The following is a 23,308-nucleotide window of genomic DNA, read 5'->3' as shown; positions in this document are numbered from 1 at the left end:
CTGGTGTTAAATGAATATCTTAGTAACAGGCGGTGCAGGGTTTATTGGTTCTGCTGTAGTACGTTATCTGATTAATGAAACAAAAAATAATGTATTAAACGTAGATAAATTAACGTATGCAGGTAATTTAGAGTCGTTACGAGACATTGAAAATAATGAGCGTTATCGGTTTTCACAAACTGATATTTGTGATCGTGTTAGTTTAGATCAATTATTTAAAGATTTTCAACCAGATTTAGTGATGCATTTGGCGGCAGAGTCTCATGTAGATCGTTCAATTACAGGTTCAAAAGACTTTATAGAAACAAATATTATTGGAACCTACCAACTACTAGAAGCAGCACGTCATTATTGGAGTCAATTGGAGTCTACAAAGAAAAATGCTTTTAGATTTCATCATATCTCTACAGATGAAGTGTATGGAGACTTAGAAGGTACAGAAGATTTATTTTTAGAAACAACACCGTACTCACCAAGTTCACCTTATTCTGCAAGTAAAGCAAGCTCAGATCACTTAGTGCGTGCTTGGCATCGAACATATGGCTTACCTGTGGTGATTACCAACTGCTCAAACAACTATGGCCCTTATCATTTCCCTGAGAAACTCATACCACTTATTATTTTAAATGCTCTCGCAGGTAAACCTTTACCAATCTATGGTAATGGTGAGCAAATTCGTGATTGGCTGTATGTAGAAGACCATGCACGTGCGCTTTATAAAGTAGTTACCGAAGCAGAAGTAGGCGAAACCTATAATATTGGTGGACATAACGAACAAAAGAATATCGATGTTGTAAAATCAATTTGTCAGTTACTTGAAGAGCTTGCACCAAATAAACCAGAAGGTGTGAATAACTATCTAGACTTAATTACTTATGTGAAAGATAGACCTGGTCACGATTTACGTTATGCTATTGATGCAAGTAAGATTGAAAAAGATTTAGGCTGGACGCCTGTAGAAAGCTTTGAAACTGGCTTAAAGAAAACAGTGCAATGGTATTTAAACAATACCGATTGGGTTCAACGAGTTCAAAGTGGCGAATATCAAAATTGGGTAAAAACTCAATATGATGAATAACTGGCTAAATTGAGTCTAATTATGAAAATTTTACTTCTAGGAAAAAATGGTCAAGTGGGATGGGAGCTGCAACGTGCTTTACAGCCACTTGGTGAAGTTTACGCATTAGATAGAAATACATGTCCTACTTTGAATTTAACTGGTGATATTACCAATCATCAAGAACTTCAAAAAATATTTGATCAAATAAAACCCGATGTCGTTGTAAATGCAACGGCATACACTGCGGTGGATAAAGCTGAAACTGAACAGGAAAATGCAGATTTAATTAACCACCAATCTGTTCAGGTTTTAGCAGATCTTGCATGTCAATATGATGCATTGCTCATTCATTATTCTACAGACTATGTCTTTGCGGGAACTGGCAAGAAAGCATGGTTAGAAACTGATACAACTTCACCCAATAATGTTTATGGTGTAACCAAAAGAGCGGGAGAAGTTGCACTTGAAAGCTCTAAAGCAAAGTTTTTAAACTTTCGCACCAGTTGGGTGTATGGCACGCATGGTCATAACTTTATTAAAACTATGCTTAAACTTGCACAAAGTAAAGATGAGCTCAGTATTATTCATGACCAAATTGGTGCGCCTACAAGTGCAAGTTTAATTGCAGATGTGACCGCACATGCAATACGCTATTATTTTGCAAATACAGATAAGCAAGACTCACTGCATGGGCACTATCATTTAGCGCCTCAAGGAGAGATATCTTGGTTTGACTATGCAAACTTTATTTTTTCTATAGCAAGAGAGAAAGGGCTTGAACTTAAAGTAAAACAAGTACATAAAGTAGCAACAAGTGATTACCCAACTCCTGCACAACGGCCTTTGAACTCAAGGCTAAATACTGAAAAAATTAGAACAAATTTTAAAATTTACTTGCCAAATTGGCAACAAGGCGTAGCGCATGCGCTTGGAGAAATCATATGACGACTCAACAGAAGAATCGTAAAGGCATTATATTGGCAGGTGGCTCAGGTACACGGCTGTATCCAATTACTATGGGCACCTCAAAGCAACTCTTACCTATTTATGATAAGCCAATGATTTACTATCCTTTATCTGTATTAATGCTTGCAGGTATTAAGGAAATCCTTATTATTTCAACACCTGAAGATTTACCAAACTTTGAAAAGCTATTCGGTACCGGTAAAGAGCTAGGTATAGAACTGTCTTACAAAGTTCAACCTTCTCCAGATGGTTTGGCGCAAGCTTTTATATTAGGTGAAGAGTTTATTGGTGACGATAATGTATGCCTTATTTTAGGCGACAATATTTTCTATGGACAGCATTTTAGTGAACAATTAAAACGAGCTGCTCAACAAGAAAAAGGTGCAACAGTTTTTGGTTACTATGTGAATGATCCGGAAAGATTTGGCGTTGTTGATTTTGATGATTCAGGTAAAGCGCTTAGCATCGAAGAAAAACCTGAACAGCCAAAATCTAACTATGCAGTTACAGGATTATATTTCTATGACAATGCTGTGGTAGAGATTGCAAAAAATATAAAACCATCCCATCGTGGCGAACTTGAAATCACAGATGTAAATAATGTCTATCTTCAACAAGAAAACTTAAATGTTGAAGTATTAGGACGTGGTTTTGCATGGCTAGATACAGGAACACACGACTCTTTACTAGATGCAAGTCAGTTTGTACAAACTATTGAACATAGGCAGGGCTTAAAAGTCGCAAGTCTTGAAGAAATTTCTTTTAATAATGGTTGGATTAGCCGAGAACAACTATTAGCACGAGGCGAATTCTTTAAGAAAACAGGTTATGGACAATATTTATTAAAACTTCATCAAGAATCTAAATAAATATAATATTTAAGCCTATAAAGAGTACAAATTATGAATATTGTTGAAACAAAAATTAAAGGTTTATTAATATTAGAACCTCGTGTTTTTGGAGATGATCGCGGTTGGTTTATGGAAAGTTTTAATCAGCAGGTGTTTGAAAAAGCACTCACTGATCGTGGCTTGGATGTTCCAAAATTTGTTCAAGATAATCACTCTTATTCACAAAAAGGTGTGCTTAGAGGTTTACATTATCAACTTGACCCACATGCACAGGGTAAGCTTGTGAGAGTAGTACAGGGTCGTGCATGGGATGTTGCTGTAGATATTCGTAAAGATTCTGCAACTTTCGGACAGTGGGTAGGTATAGAGTTGACTGGTGAAAACCATAAACAGTTCTGGATTCCTGCCGGATTTGCACATGGTTTTATTGCTTTAGAAGATAATACACAGTTTTTATATAAAACAACCAATTATTATTCTAAAAAGTGTGAGCGTTCAATTGTTTGGAACGATAAAGATATAAATATTGAATGGCCTATAAGTAATATGAAATTAAAAATTATAGACAAAGATCTATTAGCATGTTCATTTAATGATGCGGCATATTTTACTGTATGAAATTAAATAAAAGTACTGAGAATGCACTCTCTTTAATAGTAGTACAGGTAGTCAATCTAGTTTTACCATTGTTGGCAGTACCTTATTTAGCAAAAGTTTTAGGTCCAGAAAATTTAGGTAACATTGTCTTTTCAATTGCAATAGCTCAAATTTTAGTAGTTCTAACTGATTTCGGCTTTAATTTAAGTGCATCTAGAGATATTGCAATTTATAAAGATAATATAGATAAAATCTTTGAGATATGGGTTTCAGTAACTATAGTAAAAACTCTTCTAACATTAATAGGATTAATAATTTTAATTTTATCTTATTTTTTATTTGAAAGAATACATCAAAATTTTCTAATATATATATTAGGATATACATTAGTAATAGGTAATCTCATATATCCACAATGGCTATTTCAAGGGTTGGAAAAGTTAAGATTTGTAAGTTTTATCCAAGTTTTTTCTAGAATATTAGTTTTTTTCTTACTTCTATTTTTTGTGAAATCTGAGTCAGATATATATTGGGCTATATTTTTTCAATGTGCTGGAGGACTAATAGCGGGATTAATATTAATTCCATCCCTTATTAATATATTAAAGCCTGCACTTAAAAAGATGCCATCAAAAGATATACTACTATCACAAGTAAAAGATAGTTGGATTATATTTATTCCCAATATTTTTGGAAACCTGTATCTAAGTTGTAATACATTTTTTTTAGGGTTATTACTTTCACCTACTTTAGTCGCAAATTACTATATAGCTGAAAAAATGATTAGAGCAGCGATTAGTCTGTGTTCTCCAATAAGTACTGCACTATTTCCTCAACAAGTAAGAAACTTCTCTAAGTCAAAAGAAAGTGCACTCAATGATTCAATGGTAATTATCTATTTTTTATTATCTATTTTTTCTATAGGTAGTTTAATTACATACTTTACATCAGAGTATTTTGTTAATTTATTTTTTGGTAGTGAGTATAAGCAGGCAGGATATTTATTAAAGATTTTTTCTCCCTTACCAATATTAGTCATGTTATCAATAATATTTGCTAATTTAATTATGATACCAGCAGGTTTGGAGAGAACCTTTAGCAAAATTATCATGTACTCATCTATAGTAAATGTAATATTTTTTATGTTATTGGTTTACTATTTTTCTAATACAGGTGCAGTTTTAGCAAATATATTTGTAGAGCTAATTATTTGTTTATCTATGTTTATTGTTTTAAATAAGTCAAAAAATAACCCTTTTATATATTGGAAGAAAGCTATATATAAAATAGTAAATGGAGTAATTAGATGAAAATTTCTGCATTAATTAATACACTTAATGAAGAAAATAATATTGAAGATTGTTTGAAATCACTAGTCTCTTGGGTAGATGAGATCATTATAGTTGATATGTATAGTGATGACAGAACTATTGAGATAGCAAAGAAATATACAGACAAAATATTTTATTTTGAACGAGTAGGTTATGCAGATCCAGCACGTGCTTTTGCTTTAGATAAGGCAAGTAATGAGTGGATTATTGTATTAGATGCAGATGAAATTATCCCTAAAAACTTATCAGAGTATCTAATCTCTTTGGCTAAAGGCAATGAACATGATGCAATTTGGATACCAAGACGAAATTTCATGTTTGGTAAGGAAATAAAACATACAGGGTGGGGAGCATTACAAGATAAACAAATGAGGTTTTTTAGAAAGCATGTAATGAGTTATGGCTCAGAAGTTCATAATTTTGTCCATATTTCTGAAAATGCTCGTATATATATAATTGATAAAGTAGAATTTTCAATTATACATTTTAACTATACTGATATTAATCATTTTATAGAGAAACTAAACCGATATACAACTATTGAAGCTAAACAACTTTATAGAAATAATTATAAAAAAATTACTAATGTAGATATTATTAAAGAATTTATTAAAGAATTTTTTCTTCGATATTTTAGAAATAAAGGATTTAAAGATGGGTTTTATGGTCTTTATCTTTCTATTTTAATGGGTGTATATAAAGCAACAACTTTAGCTAAATTACGTTTAATGAATGATGTAAACGAAATTGATTCTAATTCAGCTATTTTTTCTAAATATAAAAAAATAGCTGATAAATTCCTTATTAAATAAATTTAATTGGTTGTATTATAATGGTTTATTATATTCTTTTAGTCTATGGTGATAAATATTATGAAAATGCTATTAATAAATTAAAAGATATCTCTAAAAAAATAGGAGATAGATCCTTTAACTTAATTGTAGTTAATAATGATAGTACTGTTCATATTCCTAATTCTATAACTGGTGATAACTCTGCTTACGAGTTTTCTGGATGGGATTCAGCAGTTAAAGCTTTAAAGCATAGAATAAATGAAGATGATTATTTTATATTTGCTAATGATACATTCTGTCACCATAGAAAATGGAAATGGTATCAGAAATTTAAATTTTCCTATGCATTTAATATTTTTTTAAAAAATAAGTCTAATGGTATCTGTGGTGATGTCAATAGTTTTGGAGAGAATTTTATTCTTTCAGGAATAAATACTCAAAGTTGGATTAGTAGCTACTTATTTATGATTAATTCTAGTTTAATTCTACATGAGAGTTTTAAATTTGACTCTGTTGAAGATAGTATGAATAAATACGTAAAAAATATATCTGATAAAAATGGTATAGAATTTGTTGATGATTTTGATAGTAAATTAAGTAAACATTTAAATAACTGGTTGTATCCTAAAGATAGTGATGGTTGGTATAATGCCAAAAACTGTAGTAGTAAAAATAAACTTAAAAAATTAAAAAGTATTATAAACGAAAAACTATTATCTATTAATGTATTAAAGTTAGGTGGTAATATTTGTGATGTTAACTCACTTAAAATATTTAGAATCATTGGAATTATTAAGAAAATATTATTTAAGGTGGTTTAATGAAAGCATATTATATTTCTGGGTGTATACCATATAATGGAAAGTCTGGTGGTAGGCTTGCAAGCTATAATCATATTAAAAAAATATGTAATGAATATGATGAAGTTGAAGCTTTTTTTGTAGATATGCATAGTGATATTGATGAATTAGAGGATTTAAATTTTCCAAATAATTTAAAATATACAGTTTATCCTAAAGAATGCTCGAAGTTTAATCCTCGAAGCCTTACCTCAATATTTACACTTATTTATCAAATATTATTTTCTCTTATACCAAGAAGTTTATTTATTGGTAGGTCAAATAAGCTTATTCTAGATATTTATAATATTTATAAAAAAGATAGTGAAAGCTTATTTATCTTTGAAAATATTGATTCCTGTGGGAATTTAAAATTTAATTTTAAATATATATATATATGCCATAATGTAGAAAGTAAACTAAGTTTTGATGCAATAAAATATGCTAAAAAGATAAAAATTCCATTTTATTATTTAAATGCAATTAAAATGTATTTCTTTGAAAGAAAAGTTTTAAAGAACTCTATTAAAAATATTTTTATATCAGACAAAGATATGAGTAGCTTATCTAAGTTTGGGCCATCTAAGTTATATCCAGAATTTATTAGTTTAAAAAATAAATTGTGGAATTTAAATATAACAAATAAGTCAGTTCTATTCTTAGGTTCTGCTCATCATTTTCCTAATCAGGAAGCCGCTAGTTGGCTTCTATATAAGTTATCTGAGTTATTATTTAAACTAGATCCTGATATTACTATTAATATTTGTGGAATGAAACTTAGCGATATTAAAAATAATTCTTCAGGAATTGATTATTTTAATAACGTTAAATTCTTAGGAAAGGTAAGCGATGAAGAGTTACAAAATCAGTTTTTAGCAAATAGATTATTTATATCACCTATAATTTTAGGTTCTGGAATTAAAATGAAAGTTCTAGAGGCTGCATCATATGGTATGCCAATAATTGCAACGCCTGAATCTATAGAAGGTTTAGGTTATTTAAAAGAAAGTGTAATTATTCTTGAGCGTGAAGATTTAGTTAAGTTTTCTGAGAAAGTAGTAGCTACTATTAATAACTTAGAACTTCTTGATTTTATGTCCATAAATTTGGTTGAAGTTTTAAAAGAAAAATCAACTAGTTATGAAAAATACTTCACTTAATATATAAATTTGACATAAGTCGAATGTACAAAGTATTTGGGATAAATGAGTAAATCAATTTTTACAGAAATTAATAGATTTCTAATAGCTATTTCATTAATAGCAACACCAGTTAATCCATATATTTTTGGAATGACATTATATATTTGGATAGTTTTAATATTCTTCGATTTTGAGTTCTTAGCAAAACTAAAATTTGTTAAATTAAAATATATTTTAATTTGTTTATCTTGGATTACTCTTGCTTTAATTGAATTTAAAATTACTATAGCAGTTAAATTATCAATATTATTCTTGGGAATATTGTACTTATGTACTCAAGATAAAGTTATCTTTCCAAAGATTAAGTTAGCATTCATTATTTCATGCTTTTTTTGTATTGCTCAGTTTTTTTTATATTATATAGATCCATCTATATCTGCAAGTATAGCAGGTATTAATATTGGTACATTTATTTGGGGGGAAAATTTTGCAACCCCTGCATATGTAAATCAATATGTTGTTTTCTTATTTCCTCGAATGGCTGGTTTATCAAGAGAGGCTGGTTTTTTTGTTTCATTACTAGGAATAATGGTTTTATTAATTCTATCTAAAAGAAAAAAAATTAATCTTTATGAAAGTGTTTTATATATATCAAGTTATTTTTTTAGTCTCTCAAAAGTATCTATGTCTGTAGTTTTTCTTTTCTTTTTACTCCCATTTAAAAATATTTTAAATAAAATTCCATTATTTCTTTCTATTTTAACAGTTGTTAGCTTATTTATATTATTAGCCTTGAAACTAGATATAAGTCATAATGGTTATTTTTATATAAATGAGTCAATCGCCCATAGATTGTCATCTTCTAGTATGGTTCTTAATATGAAAGAAGGTAATTTTTTATTAGGCTGTAATGAAAACTATAATTGTACTATTAATAATGAAGAGCCTTTATATAATTATCTTAATAGTAGAAACCTTACACCTAATACAGGTATTAATGGAATTTGGGTAGATTTTGGATTATTAGGAATTATACTTTTAGCTATTACACTTTTCTCTTTAAAAGTAAAAACTTTTGACTTTCTAGTCTTAGTTTTAATTACATCGACTGTAACACTATTTACTTTAGATAATTTTGTTATACTAACATATTACTATATTTTAATAAATTGTAGGAATAGTATTTTTAATAAATAATTAAATTTATTCGGAGTTTGAATATTATGATTTATGTAAATGGTAGATTTTTAAAACAAAATATCACAGGTGTACAAAGATTTGCAATTGAGTTGCTCTACTCACTAAGTAAAATACGAGGTGACATAGTTATTTTAGTACCCAATAAAGAAAAAATCTTAAAGCTTCATAACCTTGAAAATTTTAAAGTAATTGAAGTTAAAGGTGGGGATGGTATTATTTGGGAACAAATTACCTTACCTAGATATCTCCACTCTGTAGGTAATCCATTATTACTAAATTTATGTAATACTTCTCCTGTATTCTATAAAAATAAAATTTCAACAGTTCACGATATTACTTTTCTCAAATATCCACAGAGTTACTCTTGGAAGTTTAGAGCTGTATATAGAATTATGATTCCAATGATATTGAGAACAAGTCATAAAATAATTACTGTGAGTGAGTTTTCCAAGATTGATATATGTAACTACTACAATATACCTAGAGCCTCTATTAATGTCATATATAATGCTGTTTCAGATCAGTTTTATGATAAAAAATTAAATCAATCTGAAAAAAAAGGTTATGCCTTAGCAGTATCATCTCCTAACCTCCATAAAAATTTCGGTCCTATGATAGAAGCTTTTCAGAAGGCTAATATTAACCTAGATTTAAAAATTATAGGTTCAATGTCTGGCACTTTTAAGAGCCATAATTATGAAATAAAGACAAAGAATATTAATTTTGTTGGCAGGGTTAATGATGAGGAATTAATAAATCTTTATCAATATGCTGAATTCTTTATATTTCCTTCTCTTTATGAAGGCTTTGGTATTCCACCATTAGAAGCACAAGCATGTGGATGCCCTGTTTTATCATCTAATACAGCCTCTCTCCCTGAAGTTTTAGGTAATAGTGCACATTATTTTAATCCCAATAGTATAGATGATATGACCAATAGTATTAAGGAAATATATAATAATAAAGATTTAAAAGATCACCTAATAGAAAGTGGTCATATAAATCTTAAACGTTTTGATTGGAATATATCAGCGAATAAAATGAACTTAATTATTCAAGAGGTTTTAGGAGTATGAAAGTTTTACATGTTGCTGAAACAGTAAAGGGTGGTGTGGCAACTATCATTGATCAACTTTTATTAGATGAAAGAATTGAAAGCTTTTGTTTGATACCAGAAGCTCATGAGTCTGAGATATCTAATAAAAAGAACTTTTATTTGTATGAAAGAACAGGTCGAAATTTAAAATCATTTATTTATCTTATGATAGCTTTTATTAAATATTTTAATACTGTAAAGCCTGATATTGTACATATTCATAGCAGTTTTGCTGGGATGATCTGTCGAATAATATTATTTTTCTTTATAAGAAAACCCAAAATTGTTTATTGTCCTCATGCTTTTTCTTTTCTAATGGATAATTCTTCTATCAAGAAATCTATATATGCTTGGATAGAAAAAATATTATTGATTAATACAGATATTGTCATATGTACCAGTGAATATGAAAAAAATATCAGTTTACAATATAAAATGCCTACTAATAAATTAATTACTATCTATAATTCAGTGTTACCTCCATTTCATATTGAAAAAGTAAGAAATAATTATAGAAATAATTTAATTAAAGTTTTATTTGTAGGTAGATTGGATCATCAAAAAGGTGTTGATATTTTAGCTGACATAATAAAACTGGTAGATGATAGATTTGAATTTACTATTATCGGTGATTCTGTAGTAGATAGAAAACTTAATGAAATATTTTCATTTCCTGTAAAAAAAATTGGATGGGTAACTAAGCAAGAATTATCAAAATACTATACTCAAGCAGATGTGATTATAATGCCTAGTCGATGGGAATCATTTGGGTTGGTAGCGGTTGAAGCAAATAGTTATGGTAAGCCTGTTATTGCCACTAATTGTACATCTCTTCCTGAGATTATAGAAAATGGAAAAAATGGTTTTTTATTTAAAAAGGATAGTGCTAGTGAAGCGGTATCTATTCTAAATCAGCTGGATATCTTTAAATTAAAGAGTATGGAAAATGAATGTTTAAAAAATTATAAAGATAGATTTTCCACTAAAGTAATGCTTGATAAAGTATTCTCATTATATTCTAGGTTAAAGTAAACATTAACCTAGAATAATTATATTAATTTTAACAGCGTCCGTAAATGTCTTCAAAACGAACGATATCATCCTCACCAAGATAAGAACCTGATTGTACTTCTATGAGTTCCAAAGGTAGTTTTCCTGGATTCTCAAGTGCATGTATTTCACCAAGTGGAATATAGGTCGATTGATTTTCGGTAAGTAAGAAACTCTCTTTACCTTTATGAATTTTTGCTGTACCACTAACAACAATCCAGTGTTCTGAGCGATGATGATGCATCTGAATAGAAAGTTTTTCACCTGGTTTTACAGTAATTCTTTTAACTTGATAACGAGATGAATGATCGATACTGTCGTATTTACCCCAAGGGCGATATACTTCACGATGGTTAAAGTGCTCAGTTCGATTTTCTTTTTTCAACGACTCAACGATTTTTTTAATATCTTGTACTTTAGATTTATCTGCAACCAACACCGCATCTTTTGTTTCAATTACAATAATATTTTCGACGCCAAGTAAGCTGACAAGTTTATTATTGCTATGACAATAACTGTTTTTGCTATCGATGCTAATCACATCGCCATGTAAAACATTGCCATGTTCATCTTTATTTTGTATATCCCATAAAGCTGACCATGAACCAACATCGCTCCAAGCAGCATCTAAAGGAATGACAACAGCATCTTGTGTTTTTTCCATAACAGCATAGTCAATAGAATCTGAGCGACATTGACTAAAGATTTCTGCGTTAATTCGTATAAAGTCGAGGTCTAATGTTGTGTCTTCTATACTTTTTTCACAAGTTTCATAGATATCGTGCGCATGCTGGCTTAATTGTTCTAAGAATATTCCTGTTTTAAACATAAACATTCCGCTATTCCATAAGAATAGACCACTTGCTAAATATTGTTCTGCAACGTCTAGACTTGGTTTTTCAACGAATTTTTTAACGCTGTAACCAGAAAGTACTTCTGCACCTTTCTCGATATAGCCGTAACCTGTTTCCGCATGCGTTGGAACAATACCGAAAGTTACAAGCTTATTATCGTTGGCAAGTTCGATAGCCTGATGAATACCTTGTTCAAATGCAGTTTGGTTTTGAATCACATGGTCTGCAGCAAGTACAAGTAAAATACTGTCTTTATCTTTTTTATTTTGGTATGCGGCAGCAAGTGCAACAGCAGGGGCAGTATTTTTTCCCTCAGGTTCTAAAATAATTTTTGCTGAAATACCAATTTCACGCATTTGCTCTGCTGCAAGAAAACGATGTTCTTCATTACAAATAAGAATAGGTTCTTCACAAGATAAATTTTTGAGTCTAAGAAGTGTTGCTTGGAGGAGAGTATAACCATCGGGTGAAAGTTTTAGAAACTGCTTAGGGTGTTGTGCTCTAGATAATGGCCAAAGTCTTGTTCCGCTACCGCCAGCCATAATAACAGGTACTATTTTTGCAGTCATTTATTCATATTTCCATTTATTAAAACAAGTATTAATTAATATGCCGTCTTTTGTATAAAGCCACGGAGTATGGTCAGAAAAATTAATTTAATGTCTAACCATAAACTCCAAGTTTGAATGTATTCAAGATCACAATTTACGCGTTGTTGCATTTTATCTAAAGTATCTGTTTCGCCACGCCAACCTTTCATTTGTGCCAAACCAGTAATACCAGGCTTGACCATATGACGTAGCATATAATCGGGTATACATGTTTCATAATATTCATTATGACTAATTGCATGAGGTCTTGGCCCAACGATAGACATCGTACCAAAAAGAACATTAAAGAATTGTGGTAACTCATCTAAAGATGTTTTTCTTAAAAAACCACCTACTTTGGTGACACGTGAGTCATTTTTTTTCGCTTGAACGACAGTATCGCCATTTTCCATGACAGACATACTTCTGAACTTCCAAACTTCAATGATTTGTCCGTGTAAACCATGTCTTTTTTGTTTAAAAAGAATAGGGCCTGATGAGGTTGTTTTGACTGCAATCGCAATAATGAATAAAAGTGGTGAAATCAGCAAAATAATAACAAACGAGATACAGATATCTTCTGTTCTCTTTATAACTTTATTTACTCCAGTAAATGGAGACTTTAAATTATTTAGTTTATTTTTTGCCTTATGCGATTGGCTATGAGCATCTATTATCATAGTTTTTTAGAGATATACCAGATTTATTAAAAATTTAATTTAAGTCTATTACTTAAATTTAGTTATCATATTTGGTGCTTACAGATTCTTTAGATATTTACTAAAATTATGATACCGCTAAAAGTACATTATTTTATATGACGATAGCAAGAGGAGAAATATAGTTTCCTTGTGAAAAATCGTCTGTGTTGTTTCAATTCATATACATATACTCAGCATCTGAAAAATGATACAATTATTCGCTATCTTTCTTCTTTAGCATTCTATAGTTGAATCTCATGACGACCAATACTCAAATTACTGAAGACCGTATCCTCATTTTGGACTTCGGTTCGCAATATAGTCAGCTCATTGCACGTCGCGTACGTGATGCTGGCGTTTATTCTGAAATGTATGCTTTTGATATGTCTGAAGAAGACATTCGTGCGTTTAACCCAAATGGTATTATTCTTTCGGGTGGCCCAGAGAGCGTACATGAAGCAGGCAGTCCGCGTGCACCTGAAATAGTATTTAATTTAGGTGTACCTGTCTTGGGTATTTGCTATGGCTTACAAACGATGTCTGAACAGTTGGGCGGCAAAGTTGAGCCAGGTACTGTGCATGAGTTTGGTTATGCAGAAGTTGACATTCTAATACGTGACCAGCTTATTGGTGACTTACAAGACCAAGAAAACCAACTCCATGTCTGGATGAGTCATGGTGACAAAGTTAGTAAAATTCCTGAAGGTTTTAAAGTGACTGCAAGTACACCAAGCTGTCCGTTTGCAATGGTCAGTGATGAAGCACGTCGTTTTTATGGTATTCAGTTCCATCCAGAAGTGACACATACCTCGAAAGGCAAAGAAATTTTATCAAACTTTGTGCATAAAATTTGTGGTTGTCGTAGTCTCTGGACTTCAGAACATATTATCGATTTACGTGTAGAACAATTACGTCAACAGATTGGTAGCGAAAAAGTATTACTTGGCCTTTCTGGTGGGGTAGATTCATCTGTGGTTGCTGCTTTGTTACATAAAGCGATTGGTGACCAACTCACGTGTGTATTTGTAGACAACGGCTTACTTCGTCTAAATGAAGGTGAGCAAGTGATGCAAATGTTTGCAGAGAATATGGGTATTCGTGTCATTCGTGCAAATGCAGAAGAACGTTTCCTTACTGCATTGGCAGGCGAAGTGGACCCTGAAGCAAAACGTAAAATTATTGGTCGTGAGTTTATTGAAGTCTTTGCAGAAGAGGCACGTAAGCTTGATGGCGTAAAATACTTGGCTCAGGGAACAATTTATCCAGATGTAATTGAGTCTGCTGCAAGTAAGCAAGGTAAAGCGCATGTCATTAAATCGCACCACAATGTAGGTGGGTTACCAGAAGACTTGGCATTTGATTTGGTTGAACCACTACGTGATTTATTCAAAGATGAAGTACGTAAACTAGGTACAACACTTGGCCTACCACATAGTATGATTTATCGTCATCCATTCCCTGGCCCTGGTTTAGGTGTTCGTATTCTAGGTGAAGTGAAAAAAGAGTATGCAGATATTCTTCGCTTAGCTGACGATATTTTCATGCAAGAATTACGTAACAGTGGTTGGTACGATAAAACAGCACAAGCATTTGCAGTATTTCAACCTGTGAAATCGGTTGGTGTGGTGGGTGACGGTCGCCGTTATGCATGGGTCATTGCTTTACGTGCAGTAGAAACAGTTGACTTTATGACAGCGCGTTTCGCACATTTACCGTATGAGCTTGTGGATAAGATATCAACTCGTATTATGAATGAAATTAAAGACGTATCGCGTGTTGTTTATGATGTTTCATCAAAACCACCTGCAACAATCGAATGGGAATAAAATTCCCGTCTTAAAAAAAGCAGAAGTTTAAACTTCTGCTTTTTTTTACCCAACTATTGTAGATAAAGTCTTTTTTAAATTGTGATCAACGTCGATTTAAATAAGCACATGTTTTGGCTGATTGAGACGATTCAAAGCTGTATAAATTTCTGACACGTTTTCGCAAACAATCAGTTTTGCTCGGTGTTGAGGTGGTAGAAAACCTTCATTTACAGCATGATCAAGTTGTGAAATTAATGCATCATAGTATCCACAAACATTATAAAGAATCATTGGTTTATGGTGTTGCTCAAGTTGTCCCCATGTTGCAACTTCTAATATTTCTTCAAATGTTCCTAGCCCGCCTGGCAAAGCAATAAAAGCACTTGCACGCTCAGCCATCATCGCTTTACGCTCATGCATAGTTTGTACGACATGCAATTCAGTCAATTCGTTGTGGGCAACCTCATAGTCCAACATGAATTCAGGAATAACGCCTACCGTTTCGCCACCAAATTCAATAAACGTATCGGCAACCTGTCCCATAAGCCCAATACTTGCACCACCATACACGAGATCGAAATGATGTTCTGCAAGTCCTTGCGCGAGTTGTATCGCACTTTCTAAATAAATAGGTTTATTGCCTGAGCGAGAGCCACAATATAAAGCGATTAGCGGTCTAGTTGTCTGTTTTTTTACTTGATCCATAGCATTCACCATATTATCTATATCTTCTCTTTAACATGCCTACCTAAAAATATACAAGTATCTTTTTAGGTAGTAGGGAAATGAAGTTTTCTATTTGGTTTCTAATCAGAATTTATTTATGGTCAAAATTGCTATAGATACTTTTGTGCATCAATCGTCGCTTTCATTTTTATGGTACCTTGTCCGCCAACGACCTCAAAACCTGCTTCGATAACATCAATATACATAGAATCATTAAAATGGTTATCTTTACCACGTGCCATATTTAACCATGATAAAAATGGCTTAGCATTTAAGTTTAAAGCCCCCTTTTTTGGAAGACTTAAATTTCTACCTACGGTATTTGAAGGGACAAAAGTATATACATAATATCCAGTAGCCGCGTTGTAGCCTTCCCACAGGTCAAAAGTGTATCCATTTTCTGTGAGTACATTGGATGCAGTTTTTTCCCCAAGTGGCCAAGAGTTATGATCACCCCAAATCATAATTTCGAGTTGAGGATGGCCACCATTTGCATCGTTGCGCAAGAAAATATCATATGCGAAATTTCCAGCCATATTATTGCCACGTGTAGTGTAGTTAAACTTAAGCGGAATTTGTTTTAAAGAGGATACTTGTGTTGGAAACAATTTATCTCCTGTAGGATTCCAGCCATAGTGTGAACCACGTAAAATAGCGGGATAACCATAAAGACCTTTTTCAGAAATATTAAAATTTACTTCTAACTCAGGCGTTGCTTGTCTACCAAATTTACCCCGAATTAAATGATTTGGGTCATTCCAATTATTGATCCATGCATAATGGGCGTTAAAATTTTGATAAGAACCTGCATGTAATTGAGTTGTACCAAATACTGAAATGATAAAAAAAAGAATAAAATGAAGAAATTTAGGGGAAGTAATCATTCCGAAATCCCTGAAAAAGTCTCATCATACCATCACAAAGAGACAGTAAAAAAAATGTATGTTATTGATTGTAAAGTTATTGACTAGTTTTAATACTTAAAAAAATTATATTTTGTTCAATTTGTAAAAAGTAACAAAAATTAGTGAATTTAAATAAAATCTTTCCTATACTGATTGTTGGTTTAACAACATTTTTATGAATATGGGTTGTCGACGCTCGATAAAACTTTTGCCGCAATTAGAAGAAGCTTGCCATTTTAAGGTAATGCCTTTCTCATTTTTTACATTTCAAGACAATAAAAGAAAATCAATGCAGGAGTATAGTCAATGATGTTTGAATGGATGTCAGATCCTTCGGCATGGGTTGGACTTGCGACACTTGTCATTCTTGAAATTGTACTTGGTATAGATAACCTTGTCTTTATTGCCATCTTGGCAGAAAAGCTACCGCCAGAGCAACGTAGTAAAGCACGCCTAATTGGTTTGTCGCTTGCTCTGTGTATGCGTATGGTACTCCTTGCATCTATTGCATGGGTTATTACGCTAACTAAACCACTATTTTATATTTTTGACCATCCATTTGCAGGTCGAGATCTAATTTTACTTTTTGGTGGTGTCTTTTTATTGTTTAAAGGAACAATGGAATTGCACGAACGCCTTGAAGGAAAAATGCAAGTTAAGGAAGAAAATCCTGTACATGCCGCTTTTTGGATGGTGATTGCTCAAATTGTTGTATTAGACGCAGTTTTCTCTTTAGATAGTGTCATTACTGCTGTCGGTATGGTTAAACATTTATCTGTCATGATGATTGCCGTAGTGATTGCGGTGGGTATTATGATGTGGGCATCTAAGCCACTGATGAATTTTATTAACCGCCATCCAACGGTAGTTATGCTCTGTCTTGGCTTCTTAATGATGATTGGTTTCTCATTGGTGGTCGAAGGCTTTGGTTTCCATATTCCAAAAGGCTACTTGTACGCTGCGATTGGCTTCTCAGTCATGATTGAGTTCTTGAATCAAACCACGCGCCGTAATCAAGAAAAGTTGGTGACAACAACAGATTTACGCTATAAAACGGCTTCTGCTGTCATGCGTATGCTTGGTGGTAAACCAAAAAATAATAGTTCTACAGAAACGATGGATTCAGAAAGTGATGTGCTAGCAACAAAAGCTTTGGCTGATGAAATTTTTGATGGCGAAAACAGTACTTACCATAGTGTAATGGTTCAAGGTGTTTTAGGCTTATCTGAAAGACCTGTTAAGTCTGTCATGACACCACGTCCAGAGATTGATTGGATTGATTTAGACGATACACCTGAAGAGCTACAAGAGCGTTTAATGCAAATGACGCATTCGCGTGTCATTTTTGCTCATGGCGAACTAGACAATTTAGCAGGTATTGCATCTACTCATAAGTTGTTAAATGAGTATGTAGATACGAAGCAATTGCACGTAGAGAAAAGCTTACGTGAACCAATGATTGTGCATGAAAATGCACACGTACTCATGGTAATGGAACAGCTCCGTCAAGCACCTTTGCAAATGGCTGTTGTACTTAATGAGTATGGTTCAATCGAAGGTCTAGTGACACCGATTGATATTCTTGAAGCGATCGCAGGAGAGTTTCCAGATGAAGATGAAATGGAAGCTGTTGCAGAAAGCTTAGAAGATGGCTCTTTACTTCTTGAAGGCTCTACCGATATTCGTCATTTGTCTTTATTGCTAGGTAAAGATTTAGTTGATGATAGTGAAGAATACTCAACACTTTCAGGCTATTTATTATTACATCTAGGGCGTTTACCTGAAAATGGTGATGTTGTACAAGCCGATGGGTATCAATTTGAGATTGTGACCATGGATGGTCATAAAATTGAAAAAGTACATATCGTTTCAACAGAAACACCTGACACGCAAGATGAATAGTCATATTGCAAAATAAACCATGCCTTTTAAAATAGCCCTTTTATAAGGGCTATTTTTATGGAAGATCAGCAACCTTGTCCATGTGGTGGAGGTCTTTATACCGAATGTTGTTTGCCATTGCATCTAGGACAACAGAAGGCAAAAAATGCAGAGCAACTGATGCGTTCGAGGTATAGTGCATTTGTAAAACAACAGATAAATTACATTATAGATACGACAGCGCTTGAACAACAAAAGTATCTGGTCTATGGCGATCTGCTATCATGGAGTCAGGAAACAGATTGGAAATCCTTAGATGTGATTGCTTATGACTATCCTATTGATAAAAATCATGCAAGTGTTGAATTTAAAGCGTATTATTTGGTCGAAGGCCAAACCAAGGCACACCATGAAAAATCTTTTTTTGTGAGTCATCAGTCTACATGGTACTTTCTTGATCCTACGGTTGAGATTGCATATACCATGAAGCAAGCATGTATTTGTGGTTCACATAAAAAGTTTAAGCATTGTTGTGCGAAATATCTTTAATCGTCGAAAGGTGAAAGATTTTATGGAAAAAAACTTAAAATTCATTATCCTGTAAAAGAATAAAAAAGCTCCGTACAAGGAACTGAGTATGCTACTAACCATTATTTATATTATTGCGATTACTGCTGAGGCAATGACAGGTGCACTGTCTGCAGGAAGGCGGAGTATGGATTGGTTTGGCGTAATTCTAATTGCTTGTGTTACAGCACTCGGAGGTGGCTCTGTAAGAGATGTTTTGCTTGGTCATTATCCGCTAGGATGGGTAAAGCATCCTGAATATTTAGTACTCACATGTTGTGCTGCATTGTTTACAATTTTAATTGCAAATTGGATGAGGCATTTACGATCAATTTTTTTATTGTTAGATGCATTGGGACTTATTGGATTCACAATTATAGGGTGTCAGATTGCGATTCAAATGGGGCATGGTTTTGTAGTGTCTGCTGTTGCAGGAATTATGACTGGTGTTTCAGGGGGAATCTTACGTGACATTTTATGTAACGATGTGCCTTTGGTGTTTCGTCGTGAGTTATATGCCAGTATTTCTTTTGTTTCAGTAATTTGTTATTGGTTATGTATTCATTTTGGTTTAACGCTTGAATGGACTGTGGTCACTACGCTTGTTTTTGGTTTCAGTTTGCGCGTTATTGCAATTTATTTTGGCCTAGAAATGCCAAAATTTATTTATCAAGATGATGATGAGCAGTCTGCATCTTCTAAAGATATTTAGGGAAACCCTTGTAGTTTTGTATCCAAAAGTAAAACTACTTCTATGATTGAATTATAATCGTTTCATCATAGAGTGAAAAAGAACGGTATGGATACTCAAATAGCATCAAATACGTCGAAATATGAATTAAATAAAAAAATTCTCTCTGTTGTTATATTTACTTTTTTTGCCTATTTGTCGGTTGGTTTACCATTGGCAATTTTACCCCAATTGGTGAGTCAACAATTGCAATATAGTTCATTTATTGCGGGCGGAATTATTAGTGTTCAGTATTTGGCAACGTTGTTAACTCGACCGAAAGCAGGCCAACTTGCAGATATGCTCGGTGCACGTAAGGTGGTACTGATTGGGTTAGGTTGTTGTGGGATGAGTGGGATTTTTTCCATTATTGCCGTATTTTGTATAGATAAACAACCTGCTTTAAGTTTAATTCTCTTTGCACTTGGGCGCTTATGTTTAGGGGCAGGAGAGAGTTTTGCAAGTACAGGCTCAACGTTGTGGGGAATGAACCTAGTTGATCGTACGGAAACATCGCGTGTCATTTCATGGAACGGTGTTGCGACTTATTCTGCAATGGCATTTGGAGCACCTTTAGGTGTGTATTTAAATGGTCACTTTTCAACATACGCTTTTGCTGTGACAACGCTTGTTCTTGCTGTAATTGGTTTTTTATTGGCATACCGTAAGCCTACCATTCGTGTCAAAGTCGATACGAAAATAGCCTTCTTAAAAGTTGCTTCTAAAGTTTGGGTCTTCGGTGCTGCATTGGCTTTGGGAACAGTCGGTTTTGGTGTTATTTCGACATTTATAACATTGTACTTTAATGAAAGAGGCTGGCCAAATGCGGCTTATGCACTAAGTGTATTTAGTATTGGCTTTGTATTTATTCGACTGATTTTAGGAAAAATGATTCCTAAATTTGGCGGAATTAAAGTGTCATTATTTTCCTTCGTGGTTGAGGCAATCGGTTTGTTCTTTATCTGGGGAAGTACGCATATTAGCATGGCATATATTGGTGCTTTTTTGGTTGGTGCAGGTTTTTCTTTGGTCTTTCCTGCTTTGGGTGTAGAGGCTGTGAAACAAGTCGAAACAAAAAATCGTGGTTCGGCACTGGGTGTCTATAATGCATTTTTAGACATCGCACTTATGTTTATTGGGCCGTTTGCAGGGTTGCTTATTCCACTCATTGGAATGCAAGATTTATATGGTGTTGCAGGTGTTATTACGGTACTTGCCGTCATTTTAATGTATTTTTTAAATAAGAATGCGCAAAAGCCAATTTGAACATTTTATATTGCTATGAGAATTATCAATAAATCAGCGAAAAGTGCGCAAACACTTGTTCTTAGGTGGCACACAGACTAGCATAGGCAACAGATAACAAATCACGAATTGGCCATTTATAGTTATGTCTAGTCTGACTCATCACGCAACTGAAAATCGTTCAGTTGCAGAATTTACTGAACAAGCATATCTCGACTATGCAATGTACGTCATTATGGATCGTGCATTGCCTCACATCAGTGATGGTTTAAAGCCTGTGCAACGCCGTATTGTGTATGCAATGAGCGAACTTGGTTTAAAACATAGTGGGAAACCTAAAAAATCTGCGCGTACAGTAGGTGATGTACTTGGTAAGTATCATCCGCATGGTGATTCGGCATGTTATGAAGCAATGGTTTTAATGGCGCAGCCTTTCAGCTATCGTTATCGTTTTATTGAAGGGCAAGGGAACTGGGGTTCACCTGATGATCCTAAATCGTTTGCGGCGATGCGTTATACAGAAGCTAAACTTTCACAGTTTAGCGAGTTATTACTTTCCGAGCTCGGACAAGGAACATGTGCTTGGCAAGATAACTTCGATGGATCATTAAAAGAACCAGTTCATTTACCTGCTCGCGTTCCAAATATTTTATTAAATGGAACAACGGGTATTGCTGTAGGTATGGCCACAGATATTCCACCGCATAATTTGCGAGAAGTGATTAAGGGCACAATTGCATTAATTCGTAACCCACAACTTACGGATCAAAAAATAGCTGAATATATTCCAGGGCCAGATTTACCGACAAAAGCTGAAATTATTACATCTAAAGAAGAATTATTAAAAATACAGACCACAGGTCGCGGTAGCTATCGTGCACGTGCAGTATATACTGTGGAAAAAAATGAAATTATCATTAGTGAGCTACCTTATCAAGTTTCTGGCTCTAAAGTAGTCACACAGATTGCCGACCAAATGCAGGCAAAGAAACTGCCATTAATTTCAGATGTTCGAGATGAGTCTGATCATAAAAATCCGACGCGCTTGGTTATTGTTTTAAGGTCAAATCGTGTAGATGCGGCAATGGTAATGAGTCATCTGTTTGCGACCACAGATCTTGAAAATAGCTACCGTGTGAACCTAAATATGATTGGTGAAGATGGTAGACCTAAAGTCAAATCAATTCGCCAAATTTTACTTGAATGGATTTCTATTCGTAAGCAGACGGTAACGCATCGTTTAGAATATCATTTAAATAAAATTGAAAAGCGCTTACATATCTTGGCAGGCTTGCTGATTGCTTATTTAGATATTGATACAGTCATTGAAATTATTCGAGAAGAAGATCAGCCAAAATCTGTATTAATGACAAAGTTTGGAATTGACGAAATTCAAGCAGAAGCTATTTTAGAACTAAAACTGCGTCATCTAGCAAAATTAGAAGAGATGGAAATTCGCAAAGAACAAGATGAGCTTGCCGCACGCGCTGCGATTATTCGTGAGCAACTTGAAAATCCTGAATCGTTAAAAACATTAATTATTGATGAACTGAAAGCAGATGCCAAAAAGTTTGGTGATGAGCGCCGTTCACCTATTGTACAACGCGATGATGCAGTACAAATTAAAGAACAAGATCTTGTTCCTGCAGAACCTGTGACCGTTGTATTGTCACAAGCGGGTTGGGTTCGTGCTGCAAAAGGTGCAGATGTAGATGCGGAAAAATTAAATTATCGGGCAGGCGATCAATATCTTAGTCATGCAGTTGGTAAAACGAATCAGCGTGTTTATATTTTAGATGAGTCTGGTCGTAGTTATGCGCTAGCAATTTCTACCTTGCCATCTGCTCGAGGGCTCGGTGAGCCATTAAGCTCTCGTTTGTCTCCTGCCAATGGTGTTAATTTTATTCAGCTTTATATTGCTGATGAAAAACAAGAAATGATGGTGGCGAGTTCGGCAGGCTTTGGCTTTAAAACGGTGACTCAGTCTTTAGATACCAATGCGAAAGCAGGGAAGGCATTTTTAACTCTCCCTGAAAAATCTCAGGTACTTCCATTACTGCCTTTAAAATCGCAAACACATTTGGCTATTTTGACATCTTCAGGGCGTTTGCTCATTATGGAATTAGCAGAATTGCCAATGCTAAACAAAGGTAAAGGGAATAAGTTAGTACAATTGGACAAAACTGAATCACTACTTGCCATTTTACCACTCAATTTAACAGATACTTTAGAGGTCACAGCAGGGCAACAAAAGTTGAAGTTAAAGGGAGAAGATTTAGCGAAATATATTGGCAAACGTGCAAGTAAAGGGCAGGTGCTCCCTAGAGGGTATCAAAAAGCATATAAGCTAGATGTTTAAATACATCGCTTTTGAT

General features: G+C 33.5%; 21 protein-coding genes. 17 read left to right on the top strand and 4 right to left on the bottom strand.

All coding sequences use genetic code 11. From position 1 onward, the window contains the following. Nucleotides 1-10: 10 nt before the first annotated feature. The 11 genes from rfbB to OZX61_RS11230 are packed head-to-tail and all read left to right on the top strand — an operon-like array spanning nt 11 to nt 10,908. Nucleotides 11-1,078, top strand: a complete 1,068-nt coding sequence (gene rfbB / locus OZX61_RS11280; RefSeq protein ID WP_277094834.1) for a dTDP-glucose 4,6-dehydratase — start codon at nt 11-13, stop codon at nt 1,076-1,078. A gap of 21 nt (nt 1,079-1,099) precedes the next feature. After that, on the top strand, nt 1,100-2,005 hold the full coding sequence (rfbD, locus tag OZX61_RS11275) for a dTDP-4-dehydrorhamnose reductase (RefSeq protein ID WP_277094833.1): 906 nt from the start codon (nt 1,100-1,102) through the stop codon (nt 2,003-2,005). Continuing rightward, on the top strand, nt 2,002-2,895 hold the full coding sequence (gene rfbA, locus OZX61_RS11270; RefSeq protein WP_277094832.1) for a glucose-1-phosphate thymidylyltransferase RfbA: 894 nt from the start codon (nt 2,002-2,004) through the stop codon (nt 2,893-2,895). Before rfbD ends, rfbA begins: the two co-directional genes overlap by 4 nt. A gap of 33 nt (nt 2,896-2,928) precedes the next feature. Then, nucleotides 2,929-3,495, top strand: coding sequence for a dTDP-4-dehydrorhamnose 3,5-epimerase (gene rfbC, locus OZX61_RS11265; RefSeq protein WP_277094831.1), 567 nt, complete (start codon nt 2,929-2,931; stop codon nt 3,493-3,495). Then, on the top strand, nt 3,492-4,784 hold the full coding sequence (locus tag OZX61_RS11260) for an oligosaccharide flippase family protein (protein ID WP_277094830.1): 1,293 nt from the start codon (nt 3,492-3,494) through the stop codon (nt 4,782-4,784). Before rfbC ends, OZX61_RS11260 begins: the two co-directional genes overlap by 4 nt. Continuing rightward, nucleotides 4,781-5,617, top strand: a complete 837-nt coding sequence (locus OZX61_RS11255) for a glycosyltransferase family 2 protein (protein WP_277094829.1) — start codon at nt 4,781-4,783, stop codon at nt 5,615-5,617. Before OZX61_RS11260 ends, OZX61_RS11255 begins: the two co-directional genes overlap by 4 nt. 20 nt (nt 5,618-5,637) lie before the next feature. Continuing rightward, nucleotides 5,638-6,420: a hypothetical protein gene (locus tag OZX61_RS11250; protein WP_277094828.1), complete on the top strand. Its 783-nt coding sequence runs from the start codon at nt 5,638-5,640 to the stop codon at nt 6,418-6,420. Next, a complete protein-coding gene (locus tag OZX61_RS11245; RefSeq protein WP_277094827.1) occupies nt 6,420-7,598 on the top strand; it encodes a glycosyltransferase in 1,179 nt (392 codons plus the stop codon). The genes OZX61_RS11250 and OZX61_RS11245 overlap by 1 nt, the downstream gene beginning before the upstream one ends. 45 nt (nt 7,599-7,643) lie before the next feature. Continuing rightward, the gene (locus tag OZX61_RS11240) at nt 7,644-8,777 is read left to right on the top strand and encodes a hypothetical protein (RefSeq protein ID WP_277094826.1); all 1,134 of its coding nucleotides are present in this window, start codon (nt 7,644-7,646) and stop codon (nt 8,775-8,777) included. Nucleotides 8,778-8,803: 26 nt separating this feature from the next. After that, complete coding sequence (locus OZX61_RS11235; protein ID WP_277094825.1) at nt 8,804-9,856, top strand: glycosyltransferase family 1 protein; 1,053 nt, start codon at nt 8,804-8,806, stop codon at nt 9,854-9,856. After that, complete coding sequence (locus tag OZX61_RS11230; protein ID WP_277094824.1) at nt 9,853-10,908, top strand: glycosyltransferase; 1,056 nt, start codon at nt 9,853-9,855, stop codon at nt 10,906-10,908. The genes OZX61_RS11235 and OZX61_RS11230 overlap by 4 nt, the downstream gene beginning before the upstream one ends. A 28-nt stretch (nt 10,909-10,936) precedes the next feature. On the opposite strand, the gene OZX61_RS11225 is transcribed toward OZX61_RS11230, so the two are convergent. Further along, nucleotides 10,937-12,349 carry a mannose-1-phosphate guanylyltransferase/mannose-6-phosphate isomerase gene (locus tag OZX61_RS11225; RefSeq protein WP_195771521.1) on the bottom strand — a complete coding sequence of 471 codons (1,413 nt, stop codon included), beginning with the start codon at nt 12,347-12,349 and terminating at the stop codon, nt 10,937-10,939. A gap of 35 nt (nt 12,350-12,384) precedes the next feature. Then, the gene (locus OZX61_RS11220; protein ID WP_195771522.1) at nt 12,385-13,050 is read right to left on the bottom strand and encodes an exopolysaccharide biosynthesis polyprenyl glycosylphosphotransferase; all 666 of its coding nucleotides are present in this window, start codon (nt 13,048-13,050) and stop codon (nt 12,385-12,387) included. A 278-nt stretch (nt 13,051-13,328) separates the two neighbouring features. On the opposite strand from OZX61_RS11220, the gene guaA reads away from it, so the two are divergent. After that, nucleotides 13,329-14,897, top strand: coding sequence for a glutamine-hydrolyzing GMP synthase (gene guaA / locus OZX61_RS11215; protein WP_277094823.1), 1,569 nt, complete (start codon nt 13,329-13,331; stop codon nt 14,895-14,897). A 96-nt stretch (nt 14,898-14,993) separates the two neighbouring features. Here guaA and OZX61_RS11210 read toward each other — a convergent pair whose 3' ends face one another. After that, on the bottom strand, nt 14,994-15,584 hold the full coding sequence (locus tag OZX61_RS11210) for a TIGR00730 family Rossman fold protein (protein ID WP_277094822.1): 591 nt from the start codon (nt 15,582-15,584) through the stop codon (nt 14,994-14,996). A gap of 131 nt (nt 15,585-15,715) precedes the next feature. Beyond that, the gene (locus OZX61_RS11205; RefSeq protein WP_277094821.1) at nt 15,716-16,489 is read right to left on the bottom strand and encodes a hypothetical protein; all 774 of its coding nucleotides are present in this window, start codon (nt 16,487-16,489) and stop codon (nt 15,716-15,718) included. Between the two features lie 327 nt (nt 16,490-16,816). Between OZX61_RS11205 and OZX61_RS11200 the strand changes: the two genes are divergently transcribed. The 5 genes from OZX61_RS11200 to parC all read left to right on the top strand — a co-directional run bounded on the left by OZX61_RS11200 (nt 16,817) and on the right by parC (nt 23,292). Next, a complete protein-coding gene (locus OZX61_RS11200) occupies nt 16,817-18,412 on the top strand; it encodes a TerC family protein (protein WP_277094820.1) in 1,596 nt (531 codons plus the stop codon). Between the two features lie 57 nt (nt 18,413-18,469). Beyond that, nucleotides 18,470-18,940: a YchJ family protein gene (locus OZX61_RS11195; protein ID WP_277094819.1), complete on the top strand. Its 471-nt coding sequence runs from the start codon at nt 18,470-18,472 to the stop codon at nt 18,938-18,940. Between the two features lie 88 nt (nt 18,941-19,028). Then, nucleotides 19,029-19,670: a trimeric intracellular cation channel family protein gene (locus OZX61_RS11190; protein ID WP_195771531.1), complete on the top strand. Its 642-nt coding sequence runs from the start codon at nt 19,029-19,031 to the stop codon at nt 19,668-19,670. Nucleotides 19,671-19,757: 87 nt separating this feature from the next. Continuing rightward, on the top strand, nt 19,758-20,954 hold the full coding sequence (locus OZX61_RS11185; protein WP_195771532.1) for an MFS transporter: 1,197 nt from the start codon (nt 19,758-19,760) through the stop codon (nt 20,952-20,954). Between the two features lie 124 nt (nt 20,955-21,078). Beyond that, on the top strand, nt 21,079-23,292 hold the full coding sequence (parC, locus tag OZX61_RS11180; protein WP_277094818.1) for a DNA topoisomerase IV subunit A: 2,214 nt from the start codon (nt 21,079-21,081) through the stop codon (nt 23,290-23,292). Nucleotides 23,293-23,308: the final 16 nt, after the last annotated feature.

The sequence above is a fragment of the Acinetobacter sp. ESL0695 genome (assembly GCF_029392135.1).
Classification (GTDB): Bacteria; Pseudomonadota; Gammaproteobacteria; order Pseudomonadales; family Moraxellaceae; genus Acinetobacter; species Acinetobacter pollinis.
This window is presented reverse-complemented; position numbering and strand designations above follow the sequence as displayed.